Annotated in this window: 13 protein-coding genes and 1 riboswitch; all 13 genes read right to left on the bottom strand. The window is 41.4% G+C overall.

The annotated features are described in order from the left end of the window. Positions 1-45: 45 nt before the first annotated feature. Positions 46-147: riboswitch (SAM riboswitch) on the bottom strand. Between the two features lie 150 nt (positions 148-297). Then, positions 298-720 (bottom strand): OsmC family protein, encoded by a 423-nt coding sequence (locus tag EZJ28_RS02675; protein ID WP_131394624.1) that lies wholly within the window; start codon positions 718-720, stop codon positions 298-300. A 69-nt stretch (positions 721-789) separates the two neighbouring features. Continuing rightward, complete coding sequence (locus EZJ28_RS02670) at positions 790-1,281, bottom strand: SRPBCC domain-containing protein (RefSeq protein ID WP_131394621.1); 492 nt, start codon at positions 1,279-1,281, stop codon at positions 790-792. 142 nt (positions 1,282-1,423) lie between these two features. After that, positions 1,424-2,491: an NAD(P)/FAD-dependent oxidoreductase gene (locus EZJ28_RS02665; protein ID WP_131394618.1), complete on the bottom strand. Its 1,068-nt coding sequence runs from the start codon at positions 2,489-2,491 to the stop codon at positions 1,424-1,426. Beyond that, positions 2,484-3,077: a bifunctional precorrin-2 dehydrogenase/sirohydrochlorin ferrochelatase gene (locus EZJ28_RS02660; protein ID WP_131394616.1), complete on the bottom strand. Its 594-nt coding sequence runs from the start codon at positions 3,075-3,077 to the stop codon at positions 2,484-2,486. Before EZJ28_RS02660 ends, EZJ28_RS02665 begins: the two co-directional genes overlap by 8 nt. Positions 3,078-3,194: 117 nt before the next feature. Then, a complete protein-coding gene (gene cobA, locus EZJ28_RS02655; RefSeq protein WP_131394613.1) occupies positions 3,195-3,986 on the bottom strand; it encodes a uroporphyrinogen-III C-methyltransferase in 792 nt (263 codons plus the stop codon). Continuing rightward, positions 3,979-6,072, bottom strand: a complete 2,094-nt coding sequence (locus EZJ28_RS02650) for a HEPN domain-containing protein (RefSeq protein WP_131394610.1) — start codon at positions 6,070-6,072, stop codon at positions 3,979-3,981. Before EZJ28_RS02650 ends, cobA begins: the two co-directional genes overlap by 8 nt. Positions 6,073-6,407: 335 nt before the next feature. Next, positions 6,408-7,652, bottom strand: coding sequence for a sulfate adenylyltransferase subunit 1 (locus EZJ28_RS02645; RefSeq protein ID WP_131394607.1), 1,245 nt, complete (start codon positions 7,650-7,652; stop codon positions 6,408-6,410). A 62-nt stretch (positions 7,653-7,714) separates the two neighbouring features. After that, positions 7,715-8,614, bottom strand: coding sequence for a sulfate adenylyltransferase subunit CysD (gene cysD, locus EZJ28_RS02640; RefSeq protein ID WP_131394605.1), 900 nt, complete (start codon positions 8,612-8,614; stop codon positions 7,715-7,717). An 11-nt stretch (positions 8,615-8,625) separates the two neighbouring features. Next, positions 8,626-9,255 carry a phosphoadenosine phosphosulfate reductase family protein gene (locus tag EZJ28_RS02635; protein ID WP_131394603.1) on the bottom strand — a complete coding sequence of 210 codons (630 nt, stop codon included), beginning with the start codon at positions 9,253-9,255 and terminating at the stop codon, positions 8,626-8,628. A gap of 2 nt (positions 9,256-9,257) precedes the next feature. Further along, entirely contained in the window at positions 9,258-9,509 is a 252-nt protein-coding gene (locus EZJ28_RS02630) for a DUF2061 domain-containing protein (protein ID WP_242670053.1), read from the bottom strand. 116 nt (positions 9,510-9,625) lie between these two features. Then, positions 9,626-10,042 (bottom strand): Rrf2 family transcriptional regulator, encoded by a 417-nt coding sequence (locus tag EZJ28_RS02625; RefSeq protein ID WP_131394598.1) that lies wholly within the window; start codon positions 10,040-10,042, stop codon positions 9,626-9,628. Positions 10,043-10,075: 33 nt separating this feature from the next. Next, the gene (locus tag EZJ28_RS02620; RefSeq protein ID WP_131394596.1) at positions 10,076-11,239 is read right to left on the bottom strand and encodes a PLP-dependent aspartate aminotransferase family protein; all 1,164 of its coding nucleotides are present in this window, start codon (positions 11,237-11,239) and stop codon (positions 10,076-10,078) included. After that, positions 11,239-14,619 carry a bifunctional aspartate kinase/homoserine dehydrogenase I gene (gene thrA / locus EZJ28_RS02615; RefSeq protein WP_131394593.1) on the bottom strand — a complete coding sequence of 1,127 codons (3,381 nt, stop codon included), beginning with the start codon at positions 14,617-14,619 and terminating at the stop codon, positions 11,239-11,241. Before thrA ends, EZJ28_RS02620 begins: the two co-directional genes overlap by 1 nt. Positions 14,620-14,639 lie beyond the last annotated feature (20 nt).

Genomic DNA, 14,639 nt, shown 5'->3' with positions numbered 1-14,639 from the left:
TTACTTAATTAAGGTTATCAAAAAAAGAAGACAGAAAAGAAGTCTTTGTTATCTATCCAATTACATCGGTAGAATGTAGCACCTTCTCCCTAAGGAGGGTTGCCAAGGTTTCAACGGGTCTATTCCCTCAACCTTTCTTGATAACACTAATAAAAAATGAACTTATGAGGCCAAATATAGGGCGAAGCAGGGGAAATGCAAATAAGTTAAAGAGGAAATGAGTTAAAGAAGTAAAAATTACCGCTTAAAACTAAATTTTCTAATCACTCTTTCCCTTTTTATTCTTTAACTAAATTATTAATCCACTTTTTCTCCATTCAACAAGATCGAATAACTGATCTCTGCCGCTTTTTCAAGCATTTTTGCAACCGAACAATATTTATCCATCGACAATTCCACGGCTCTTTTCACCTTAGCCGGAGGAACATCTCCTTTGAGAATAAATTCCAGGTGGATCTTTTTGAAGACATTTGGAATTGCTCCGTCTTCCCTGAAACCCTCTACCTCAACCTGAAGATCTTCGAGCTCATGATGCTGTTTACGAAGTATCATGACCACATCAATACTACTGCATCCTGCTATCCCGCGAAGGATCATATCCATAGGGCTTGAACCTCTGGGATCTTCTTCAGACTTATTATCCAGTAATACGATATCACCTCTTTCATTTTTAGTTTCAAAAAGGTAACTGTCATTGATTCTCTTTAAACTGATCTTCATTGAAATAATTTTTCACAAAGATAGCATTCCTGATTCGGAATTCGCAATCCAGGGTTTGAACTATACTTTTTAGGTTTTGAATAATTCATCCAGTTGCAGAAGACCGGCCGTAAAACCTTCCTGAAACCCCATATTCAAGACGACATCCAGGTCCTCTGTCTTTTCATACTTCGTTTTTATCGTAACCATGGTGTGAGCTCCTTCAGGCTCAAACTCCACTTTCCAGTATGATTTTGGAAGTTCTTCATTAATATTCCCGTTTTCATCACAAAATGCGTCAACCCCTTCAATTCTTTGCTCCGGTATTACCTCTTTATATTCTACCAACGAATAATGTTGCTCGCCTTCCGGACTCTCCATCACGTAGAACCATTTCCCGCCATCCCTTAATTTCATCAATTTGGTGGTGGCCTTCCATGGTTTTGGCGCCCACCACTTATCAAGGGTTTCCGGTAACGTCCATGCCGACCATACCACATCTAAAGGCGCGGCAAATTCCTTTTCAACAATAATCGAATTCGTCTCCCTGTCTATTCTAAAGTTCAATTTCAAAGTTGCCATGTACTTCTTAATTTAGCGGAAAATCAAATATTCCAGCGATCCTGCTTAAGGCTAATTTAAAGCATTCCCACTTAAAGCTCTGAAAACATGGAGTTAAAAACACCATAAAATCACTAAGACTTCAGAAGCTAATTATCATCAACTAATTAACTCCTATACTCTGTACAACTTCTTTTTTAGCTTCTTTCTTGCTTCCATCGAATCCTTCCACTCCACCAACAGTGGTATACTTCAACACATATTTTTTATCTGGATAAATTCTATGGTAAGCACTCTGACACATGATCGCTGCTTCATGAAAACCCGAAAGTATAAGTTTCAACTTACCTTTATAGGTATTCACATCTCCTATGGCATACACACCAGGAATATTGGTTTGATAGTCGTACGAATTATCTACTTTAATGGCATTTTTCTCAATTTCAAGACCCCAGTTTCCTATTGGTCCCAGTTTAGGAGAAAGTCCGAACAGAGGGATAAATTCATCCACTTCTCTGAATTCCTCTCCTCGAGCTTCATCTTTATGACGGATAACGACCTTTTCAAGTTTCTTCTCTCCTCTGAGACCAACTACCTCGGCATTGGTGACAAGATCTATCTTACCAAGTTTCGCCAATTCTGAGACCTGCTCAACAGAATCCAGAGCTCCCCTGAATTCTCTTCTTCTATGCACAAGGGCCACCTCTGCAGCAACATCGGCGAGGTAAATTGCCCAATCCAAAGCAGAATCACCTCCGCCGGCGATCACCACTCTTTTATCACGATATACTTCGGGATCTTTTATAAAATAGGATACTCCCCTATCCTCATAATCGGCAATATTCGTAATAGGGGGTTTCCTCGGTTCGAAGGATCCCAGTCCGCCAGCGATTGCAACCACCGGTGCATGATGCTGTGTTCCTTTATTCGTGGTAACGATAAATGTACCGTCATCCAGTTTTTCCAGGGTCTCTGCACGTTCACCAAGCGTAAAACCAGGAGAGAAGGGCTTTATCTGCTCCATCAGGTTGTTTACAAGATCTCCCGCCAGTATCTCTGGAAATGCCGGAATATCGTAGATAGGCTTTTTTGGATATATTTCTGAACACTGTCCTCCTGGTTGCGGTAAAGCATCTATAAGGTGTGTCTTCAACTTTAAAAGTCCTGCTTCAAACACGGTGAACAATCCCGTTGGTCCTGCTCCTATTATCAGGATGTCTGTTTTAATCATCTTTTTCTTTTTTTTCGATTAAGGATTCTGTTAAACTATTCAACTCATTTACTTTGGCTTCAAAATCGCCTTTAATTGTTTTTCGGTATTCATTAAGGTTCTCTACCATTTCGTTCACGTTCTCTGGGATCACTTCCTCGAAGAACTGCCGTAACCTCTTGGCCGTAGTGGGCGATTTTCCATTGGTAGAGATCGCTATTTTTACATGGCCCTTGTTCACTATACCACCCATGTAGAAATCACATAGTTCTGGGGTATCGGCTATATTGGCCAGCAGATAGCGTTTTTTAGCATGCCGGTGCACTCGTTTGTTGAGTTTAGCATCATTGGTTGCCGCTATCACCACATGCCTTTTCTTTAAAAATTTCCGCTTATACCGGCTTTTGGTCAGCTTTACCCCATGTTTAAGTGCTAATTCTTCAGTTTCTGGCAGAAACCATTTGGCGACGACTTCAACATTGGCATTCGGACTGGATTTCAGTAAAAAATGTAGCTTTTCATGCCCCACATTTCCACCGCCCACTACCAGAATATTGAGCTTGCTGACCTTTAAAAAAACCGGATATAATTCATTTCTCTCTTTCATAGCAATTTTATTTTTATCCAAACCTCTCGACTTCGCTCGAGGTGAATATTGTATTCGTCATCCTGAACTTGTTTCAGGATCTATTGAGAAGCTGAAACGAGTTCAGCTTGATGACTTTTATACAGCATCGGCATCAATAAATTTTGTTTGCTCCGGAATGCTCTTTACATTATGAAAAACCTGCTGCAAAGCATTCGCTTCCTTTACCACTTCACCAATAACTATTATTGCCGGTGCAGTGAGCTTCTTATTCTTCACAACCTCCACTATATTCCTTATCGTGCCGAAGCCCGCTTTTTCATTCACTGTTGTTCCGTTCTGAATGATCCCGACCGGGGTATCTTCTTTTCCAAACCGACTGAAAACCTCAGCGATCTCAGCGATCCTGCTCATTCCCATCAATATGACCACTGTGGCTGTTGACTGGGCTGCAAGGCGCACATCATTTGACAGTTTTCGCTGCGACGTGGTTCCCGTAATCACCCAGAAACTTTCAGAGGTTCCCCTTTGCGTTAAAGGAATACCCACATTTGCAGGAACGGCTACCGAAGAAGTAATACCAGAAACCACTTCGGTTTCCAGGCCCTTACTTCTGGCATAAGTGATTTCCTCTGATCCTCTTCCAAAGACAAATGGATCACCACCTTTTAATCTTACCACATGGCCTTTTTCCAAAGCATTTTTTACTATCAACTCATTGATCTCATCCTGGGAGTAACGATGTTTATCCTTACGTTTTCCCACAAAAACATGTTCTGCCTGTGGTGCATACTCCAGTAATTCCCGGTTGATCAAGGCGTCATAAAGAACCACTTTTGCGCTTTTCAAAGCCTTCACTGCCTTTATGGTGATCAATTCAGGATCTCCCGGCCCGGCTCCTACTACACTTAATTTTGGTGTATTATACATTTTGTACCTCCTTTGTTCTATAAGCATCTACTCTCTTCAGGAATAAATGAGCATCTTCCAGATATTTCTTTGCAAAAGCCTCTGTAGGCTCATTTTCATTCAACTGGTATGCGAACTCCTTGAAAGAAGTCGACAATTCAATTTTTCCAGGCTCTACGAATAGTTCATCAAACTGCGAAATAATCCCGGCCTGTGTATTTGTCTTCACATCTTCTGCCAGTAATAATGCCTTGGCCGAATTCACAATAGATGTATAAGAATGATAAATACTATCTGCCCAGGCCTTTCTTTCAAGAGCGCTTTTCGCGTTATCTATCTTTTCCTCACTTTCAAAAAGCAAAGTAGAAATCAGGTCTATCACAACTCCAGCACATTCTCCCACACCTACGGCCTTTATGTATGGCTTTTCATGTCCCCAATCCACATAGTCACTTTCGGTGAGATTGGAAGTATCGGCAAGGTCTTTAAGAAGATCATAGAAATAAGGCTTTTCCTGACGATCATAATAATCGGCATATTTCTCCTCGCTTCCCGAATTGGCTTCAAAATCATCGAGCAGGATCCTTAATGCTTCCGGCCCTCTCTTACTAGGCACTTTTATCACCTTGTCGGCAAAACGTCCCTTTCCATCACCAAGGGTTCCTCCACCGAGTAACACCTGAAGTGCAGGTGCCACTGTTTTTCCAACTTTAATTGACATTCCCTGGAAACCTATCTCGGCCATATTATGCTGGCCGCAGGCATTCATACATCCGCTTATTTTAATAGTGATATCCTTTCCGTTCACAAACTGGGGATATTCCTCTTTCAGAACATCTTCCAGTACATCTGCTATCCCAGTACTGCTAGCAATTCCAAGATTACAGGTATCTGTACCGGGGCAGGCGGTGATATCTACCGTCTTGTTATAACCGGTCTCAGCATAGCCAAGCTTTTTAAGTTCAGAATAAAAGAATGGTAAAAATTCTTCACGCACATGACGAATTAAGATATCCTGTCTCAAACTTAACCTGATCTCATTACCGGCATATTTCTTAACTAGATCGGCCAGCTGTCTTGCTCCACCGGTATAAAAATCCCCTAACGGAACACGGATCCCAACTGCAAACAATCCTTCCTGCTTTTGAGGAATAACATTGGTACTTTTCCAAAGCTCAAATTCTTTTTCGTCCTTGATCTCTACTGAAGGAACATCAACTTCCTTCAAAGGAGGTTCAACTCCATATTTTTCGATTTCAAACTCAGGCTGTCTTTTAGAAAGGGCAGTCTGCTGCTCTGCAACAAGATCCATAAAGGCTTCCTTTCCAATATCCTTAATAAGGAACTTCATCCTCGCCTTTAATCTTTTTGCTCTTTCTCCATGTCGATCAAATACCCTCAATACTCCTTCGATAAGAGGAAGGATCTCTTCTGCCGGAAGAAAATCATAAAGCTCATCGGCATGTCTTGGCTGTGAACCCAGGCCGCCACCCAGCAATACTTTAAAGCCACGTTTTCCATCTTTGATCTTTGCAATAAATCCAAGGTCATGGATATAACTAAGGGCTGTATCCTCATCTGAAGACGAGAATGATATTTTGAATTTTCTTCCCATCTCCTGGCAGACCGGATTCCTAAGGAAGAAACTGAAAGCTGCATGAGCATAGGGCGATACATCAAAAGGCTCTTCAGGATCGATTCCGGCCGTTGGGGAAGCAGTAATATTTCTTACCGTATTCCCGCAAGCTTCACGAAGCGTGATATCATCTTTTTCCAGCTGAGCCCATAATTCAGGGGTACGGTCCAGGCTCACATGATGTATCTGTATATCCTGACGGGTAGTGATATGTAATCTTCCCGTTGAATATTCATCAGAGACATCTGCAATCCTGTGTAACTGTTCTGAAGTCACTTTTCCAAACGGCAGTTTTATACGAACCATTTGAACACCAGCCTGTCTCTGCCCGTAAACCCCACGTGCAAGACGAAGGCTTCGGAATTTTTCTTCATCAGCCTTTCCTTCACGGAACAGCCTGATCTTTTTCTCTAACTCCAGGATGTCCTGTTCAACAACTGGATTTTCAATTTCGGTTCTAAAACTTTGCATGATTTACTTATTTAAATTCTTATCTGAAATTTCTCTCTATTTCCTATAGATGCTGAAACAAGTTCAGCATGACATCAAACTTATCGACTCGTCACCCTGACCTCGTTTCCGGGTCTTATTTATATATTTGGATAGGTGGGGGCTGAGATTATTCACTTCTAATATTTGAGATTGTGAAAATTCATAAAATGAAAAAAGTCCTTTTAGGCATGACACTTAAAAGGACTTTTTGAATTCAGTTTGCAGAATAGTCTTCTAAGTGTGAGGCGGTGAGCACATACACATGTTTTTGATCATATTCATAACTAAATTCTTCACTTCTATATCTGTTTTAATTAACTGATGAATCCTACTCCCGCTGTTGTATTAGTTTGAGGGTCTATAAGAATGAATCTTCCGTTAGCTTTATTCTCTTCGAAATTATCGGCAAAAACAGGTTTGCTTAATTTGATACTTACTTTGCCAATTTCATTCAGTTTTAAAGAGTCAGCTTTTGTCACACCTCCAAAGTTGGTTTCCACGTGACCTTCTATACGATCAATTTTGGCCAGAATCCCATTGGTATTATGTTGCAACAAATATTTATTTCCTGGAAGCAGAGCTTTATTATCCATCCAGCATACAGTCGCTTCAAGCAGTTTCGTTTGTTGCGGAACTTCACCAGACTTTACTAACATATCCCCACGGGCCACATTGATATCATCGGCCAGACTAATAGTAACAGAGCTTCCGGCTGGGGCCTCTTCAAAACTTTCATCAAAGAACTGTATATCCTTGATCGTTGAAGTGGTGAGGGAAGGAAGAGCGGTCACCTCGTCACCAACTTTCAGACTGCTGCCACTAATCTTCCCTGCGTAACCTCTGTAATCATGATATTCATCGGTTTTTGGTCGGATCACGGTTTGAACAGCGAATCTTGCCTGACTTTCTTCCTCGAAATCTTCAGCTTTTAGTGCTTCGAGATGCTCGAGAACAGTATCTCCTTCATACCATGACATAGCAGAAGACTTTTCGGCTATATTCTCACCCCATAAAGCACTTACCGGGATAAAGGTGATATTCTGTCCTTTAAAATCACTTTTACTTCGCAGTTCCTGAAACTCAGCAACAATCTCATTGAAAACATTCTCCGAATAATTGACAAGGTCCATCTTATTCACAGCAACGATCACCTCTTTCACCCTCAAAAGGTTATTGATGAAGAAGTGCCTGTAAGTCTGCTCGATCACTCCTTTCCTCGCATCGATAAGAATGATGGATGCCTGTGAGGTTGATGCTCCGGTAACCATATTCCTGGTATATTCCACATGTCCCGGAGTATCGGCAATTATATAGCTCTTCTTAGGTGTTGAAAAATATATATGGGCCACATCTATTGTGATCCCCTGCTCTCTCTCGGCCACCAGCCCGTCGGTTGCGAGGGAGAAATCAAGGTAATCAAGTCCTTTTTTCCGGCTGCTGGCTTCAATAGATTCCAGTTTATCTGAAGTCAGGGATCGGGTATCGTAAAGCAGTCTCCCGATAAGGGTGCTTTTCCCGTCGTCTACACTTCCTGCTGTCGCTATCTTTAAAACTTCCATTTTGTTCTTTTATAATAAGGTCTGAACCAATTCCGATCGAATCAGAAATACCTGTTTTTATTTTAGAAATATCCCTGTTGTTTTCTGGTTTCCATCGCTGCTTCAGAACGTTTATCATCAATTCTGGCTCCTCTCTCGGAAATAGCTGATTCTCTTATCTCCTGGACGATCTTGTCAATACTGTCTGCATCCGACTCCACCGCTGCGGTACAGGTCATATCTCCCACGGTTCTGAATCTCACTCTTTTTTTCACCGGGATCTCATGTTCCTCTCTGTAAACATATTCTGAAGCCGACCATAAAAGGCCGTCACGTTCAAATATTTCCCTGTCATGAGCATAATAAATTGAAGGAATTTCGATGTTTTCAGTGGCTATATAACTCCAAACATCGAGTTCTGTCCAATTGGAAATTGGAAAGACCCTTACATTTTGTCCAATTTCTATCCTTCCGTTAAGCATATCAAAGACCTCGGGGCGCTGATTCTTTTCGTCCCATTCTCCAAAATCGTTTCTTACTGAAAATATCCTTTCCTTGGCCCGGGCTTTTTCCTCATCCCGCCGGGCTCCTCCTATACAGGCATCGAATTTGAATTCCTCTATAGCATCCAGGAGTGTGTTGGTTTGTAAAGAATTCCTGCTGGAATATTTTCCGCTTTCTTCAATCGCCTTTCCACTGTCAATATCATCCTGTACATGACGAACTATAAGCTTAAGCCCAAGTTCCTCTACAAGTTTATCCCTGAACTCTATGGTTTCAGGAAAATTATGACCGGTGTCTATATGCAGAAGCGGAAAAGGAATCTTAGCTGGAAAGAAGGCCTTTTGCGCCAGTCTTACCAGGGTTATCGAATCTTTCCCTCCAGAAAATAAAAGCACCGGATTCTCAAACTGTGCAACTACTTCCCTGAAAATATAGACCGCTTCGCTCTCTAAGGTATTTTGATTTAAAACTGCTCCCATTTTATTCTTTTTTAGGCATGTAAACCACACTCCCTGTTTCCTAATACTTTAGTTGGATCGAAATATTTGAATTCATTTGGCAAGTTTTTTTCTGCCAGGTATACATCCAGTTCTTTGTCACTCCAGTGGTAGAAAGGGCTTACCTTTAACAAGCCATCTTTACTATAGCTCAGGATATCTATACTGTCCCTGAATGCAGTTTGTCCCTTTCTTAAATTGGTGAACCAGAGATCTGGTTTCTGCTGAGCCATAGCCCTCTGAAATGGTTCAAGTTTTACCTGGCGGGTAAATTCTTCATGCTTTGGGCTGTTTATTTCCGGAATTCCTCCAAAATAGGCATCCCTGTAAGCTGCCGTTTGCTGAGGGATATAAAGCTTCACATTCAGGTGCAGCTGTTCTATCAATTCACTGGCATGTTTGTAAGTTTGAGGAGTATTATAACCCGTATCACACCATATCACCTTAATGGAAGGGTCTTCACTTGCACAGGCGTAAAGAATTGCCGCTTCATAAGGCCTGAAATTAGTGGTTACCACCGGCTTATCGCTCGCGGCTAAAGCCCACTTGATAATTTCTCCAGGACTTGCTTTCCTGAATTTCTCGTTTAGAATTTTTAATTCCTTTTCTGTATACTTTTTCATAATTAATCCCTCCCAAAATTTATCATGTTCCAAACTCGTTCATGAGCAAAATAGAGGATCATCTTAGTCACCAGTTCTACCGAACCAATTGCCAGGGCCGTCTCGATCTGACCCGTAAGCAACCAGGAGATCCCAATGGTATCCAGGGTACCAACGATACGCCAGCTTACGGTCTTGGCGATACTCCTAAGAGGCTTCTCCGAGGCCCTGTCTTGCTTAAAAGTTTGGCTTGCTTTTGACTGGTTTAAAAACATTCCCGTGATCATTTCTATATATTCCTATCGGTTTACTAGGTTTTTAGCAAAACTATGTTCGAATTCCCTAACGACCAATAAATTCGTTAATAAAAAACTTATTTTAACATTCGTGATTATTCAGTAACAGCAATATCTCTCAATGTATTTTCACCAAGTATGTTCAATGTGGCATCCCTTACCTGGATAAGCAATTTATGCACTGAACAGGTTTTTTCATCCGGACAATCATCACATTTCTCATAATAATTAAGGCTTACACAAGGTACCATCGCTATTGGACCTTCCAAAACCCGGATCACCGAGGTCATCTTTATCTCTTCAGGTTCTTTAATGAGATAATAACCTCCTCCTTTTCCCTTTTTTGAACCCAGGAATCCCGATTTTCTTAATTCCAGCAGAATACTTTCCAGAAATTTCTGTGAAATATTCTCACTTTCAGAGATCTCTGAGGTCTGGACCGGTTTCCTGTCCTTTTTTCTGGCAATGTAGGCCAGTGCCTTAATTCCGTACTTGGTCTTTTTTGAAAGCATAAGACGAATATAAAAATATTCCTCCTGCTTCCTTTAATTGTTTAATGCGTTTTTTAAATCCTTAATAATATCTTCTACAGATTCCAGCCCTACCGAAACCCTAACCAAACCTTCAGAAATCCCTGCGGCTGCCAGTTCTTCCTTAGATAATTTACTATGAGTGGTAGATGCCGGATGCGTTACTATGGTCCTGGTATCGCCCAGGTTTGCCGATCGCGAACAAAGCTCAAGTTTATCGATGAACTTTCGCCCGGCTTCAATTCCTCCCCTAATTTCAAATGAAACGATATTTCCTCCCTGCTTCATCTGCTTTTTCGCGATCTCATATTGTGGATGCGATTTCAGAAAAGGATACTTAACGTTTTCTGCATTATTTTCAGTTTCAAGAAACTCTGCCACTTTCAATGCATTCTCGCAATGCCTGTCCAGCCTTACTGCAAGAGTCTCAAGACTCTTTGATAATACCCAGGCATTGAATGGTGACAATGCCGGTCCGGTATTTCTGCTGAAAAGGTAGATCTCTCTGATCAACTCCCCACTTCCAACTGTCACTCCTCCAAGCACCCTTCCCTGGCCATCAATAAGTTTGGTTGCCGAATGGATCACCAGATCGGCTCCAAATTTTATCGGATTCTGAAGATATGGAGTGGCAAAGCAATTATCTATGACCAAAAGCAGATCATGCTTTTTTGCTATCCTTCCCAGTTCTTCAAGATCCAGGATATCCACACCCGGATTCGTGGGAGTTTCTGCAAAAATGACCTTTGTTTCCGGTTTTATGAGACTTTCAATCTTATCGACTTCATTCACATTAAAATAGCTGTGTGAAATGTTCCACTTTGGAAAAAATTTGGTGAACAGACTATGAGTAGAACCAAAAACAGCTCTTGCCGAGATTATATGATCATCACTATCCAGCAGTGTTGCCAGGGTTGAGAAAACCGCCGACATTCCCGTAGCAAATGCATAGCCCGCTTCGGCTCCTTCCATCTTCGCGATCTTTTCTACAAATTCGGAAGTATTGGGGTTTGTGAATCTACTATAGATATTCCGCTCTTTCTCCTCGGCGAAGCTCGCTCTCATCTCCTCAGCATCTTCAAACACATAACTTGAGGTGAGATACAAGGGCACCGAATGCTCCTGAAACCCTGTTCTCTCTGCCTGTGTTCTTACTGCTATGGTTTCAAAATTTTCCATTAACTTATTTTTTCTGATAATTTTAAAATATCCCCAAATACACCTCTTGCCGTAACAGCCGCTCCGGCTCCGGCTCCCTGAATCACAATTGGTCGGTCTCCATAAGATTCCGTATAAATTTCAAAGATCGAATCGGCACCCTTCACCTGCCCGAGACTACTATCTGCCGGAACAGAGACAAGCTTGACTTCCAGCTCACCCTTATCCTGTTGTAAATCTCCTGACAGATCCCCGATAAATCGCAAAACATGACCCGGCTCCTGTGCTTCTTTTATCTTTTGGTAAGTTTCATCCAGTTTTTCCAGATTGGAAATAAAGGTCTGGGCGTCTCCCCCTCTCAGGTTTTCCGGCACTAAATTCTTAATCTTCACATCCCCAAATTCATTCTGCAAATCGAGTTCTCTTGCTAGAATAAGTAGTTTTCTACCCACATCATTTCCATTAAAATCTTCCCTTGGGTCTGGTTCTGTAAAACCTTTTTCGATTGTTTCTTTCACCACACTGCTAAATGGCCGGTCTTCAGAAGAAAACGTATTAAAAAGATAACTCAGGGTTCCGGAAAAGACACCCCTGATTCTAGTAATATTTTCTCCTGAAAGATGCAGAATTCTGATGGTGTCTATAAGGGGAAGTCCTGCACCCACATTGGTTTCATAAAAATATCGTTTCTGGTTTTTCTCCAGATCTTTCCGCAAATCATTATAAAACTGCATACCTAAAGTATTGGCTATTTTATTGGATGAGATGAGATCGAAACCACTTTTAACCAATTTCGGATAGTGATAAACAAAATCATGGCTGGCCGTATTATCAATCGCAATAAGATTTTCAAGATGATGCAGTTGCGCGTAGTCAATAATTTCTGAAACCGAAGATCCCCTTTTTGATGAATCCAACTGGTCTTTCCAATCTGCTGAAATACCTTCTGAATTCAACAGCAGTTTTCTGGAATTGGCCACTGCGAATACATTCAGCCTTATTTTCTTACGCTCCTCAATAGAAGCTGCAGAATCCAGGATCTGTTCGATAAGCGTTCCGCCCACATTTCCATGTCCGAAAATGGCAATATTGATCTTCTTATATACTTCAAAAATTTCCCCGTGAATTACATTCAGCGCTTTATGAAGCTGTGTTTTTTTCACTACGAGACTCACGTTTTTCCCTGTCACGGTATTATTGAAAAGAAGCGGCACGATCTGATTCCTGATAAGCGCGTTATAAGGTTTATGAAAAGTGCTTAAATCCTGACCCACGATGGATATTACCGAAACATCTTCTACGACAGATATCTTATTGACGTCCTTGGAATAAAAATCACTTTCAAATTCCCTTTCCAGCGCTTTCACAGCACGATTCGCGTTTTCTGCGTCAACCACAAGACCAATACCTCTTTCTGAAGAGCCCTGTGAAATAATGCTAACACTAATCCCGTTGTCTCCAAGCGCCCTAAAGATTCGTGCATCAACACCAGATTTCCCTAACAGTCCACGGCCTTCCAGATTAAGCAAGGAAGTATGTTCAAGAACTGATAGTGACTTTATCCCTTCTTTAGTAGGTTTGGCAGTGATTAACGTTCCCTGATTGTCTCCATTAAACGTATTCAAAATACGTAAGGGAATATTCTTTTCAATTAGAGGGATAATCGTTTTGGCGTGTAAGATCGTCGCGCCAAAATTAGCCAGTTCGTTGGCTTCACTATAAGAAAGCTCCTCTATACGTTGAGCATTTGGAACCAGATCAGGGTTCGCGGTGAAAATTCCGTCAACGTGAGTATAGTTTTGCAACTCTTCGGCATCCAGATAATTGGCGATCAGCGCCGCCGAATAATTGCTTCCGTTTCTACCCAAAGTAGTGGTTTCGCCATTGGGCGTTGAACCAATATAACCGGTAATGATATTTACAGTTTGTCCGTTATGAAGTTCAAAATGTTTTAGAAAATGTTCCTTGGAAATCGCTTCAAGCGGCTGGGCGCTTCCAAAATTATCATCGGTTTTAAGAAGGTTTCGGGAATCGGTAAAGTGAGCCTGATGGCCTCGTTCCCGTAGCACTACTGTTATAAATTTAGCAGATAAAATTTCTCCCTGAGCCAGCAGCTGATCTTTGACTTTAAGACTGTAATCTCCCAGCAGTTTTACACCTTCCAGAATATTTTCAATATTTTTAAATTCTTCGGAAAAATCCAATGTCTCATAACCGCCTGCCTGATATTTTTTGAATTTATCAAAGGCAAGACTATAATCCTGATTTGAAGCAGCCATTTCCAGGAGATCTTGCAAATGATCGGTTGTTTTTCCCCTCGCGGAAACCACCACTCCTATTCGCTCCTGTTTTTCAATTTTATCCTCAATAATATCAAGAACCGCATTGATCCCATTTCCGTTAGCCAGGGATTTACCACCAAATTTTACAATTTTCAGCTTATTGCCCTGCTGAAAGATCCCAGAAATGATTTGCTCAACCTGCCTGGCTTCAATTAAGAAAGCATCATGACCATGCACAGAATGAATTTCGCTATAGGTAACTTTATTACTGCTTTGCGCTAGTTGACGATGTGTTTCCCTGTTCTCTTCCGCAGTAAAAAACAGATCTGAATCAACTCCAATAATGCAAATATTAGCCTGAATTTGTTCCAGAATTTTGTCCAGCTCCGGCCTGCCTCGTGAAACATCAATAGTTTTCAAAAGCTGATTCATCAATTTGTACGCTCCTATCTGGAAGCGTTCCTGAAGTTTATTTCCATGATGCAGCAACCAGCTTTCAACATTAAAAACCTGCAGCTCCTCATTGGTACTGCGTTTAAAACGGGACTTGAATGATTCCGGCGTGCGATAACACAACATCGCATGCATCCTGGCATCATGAACCGGATTTTTTGAATTATTAAGGAATAGTTCCTGTACCTGGCAGTTAGCGATCAACCAGTCGGTAGATTTCCAGTCGGTAGCTATAGGAATTAAATTTTGAGTAATTGAAGGACTGATCGCAGCCATTTCCCAGGCAATTCCGCCTCCAAGCGAACCACCAATGAGTGCGAACAATTCTCTGACCTTTAATTCTTCCAGGCCAAGAAGAAAAATATTCGCGATATCCCGGGCGACGAAATCCTTATAGTTTTCTATGATAAATCCGTCATAGCCATTTCCGGGAATATTGAAAGCCAGGACGGTGTATTTAGTGGTATCGATACATTTTTTCTCACCAACGATCTCCTTCCACCAGCCGTCATCTCCTGCCACATTGGAATTTCCGGTTAGGGCATGATTTATCAGCACTACTGGCGCTGAATGCAAAGGCTGACCAAAGACCTCATACGAAAGCTTAATATCCTGAACCGTTCCCGCAGAATTTTTAAAATCTTCTATGACTAATTTTTTAAGCATATTCTTTTAATTTAATCCGG

The sequence above is a fragment of the Gramella sp. KN1008 genome, assembly GCF_004332155.1.
Lineage (GTDB): Bacteria > Bacteroidota > Bacteroidia > Flavobacteriales > Flavobacteriaceae > Christiangramia.
Note: the sequence above shows the minus strand (reverse complement) of the source record. Positions and strands in the feature narration are given on the sequence as shown.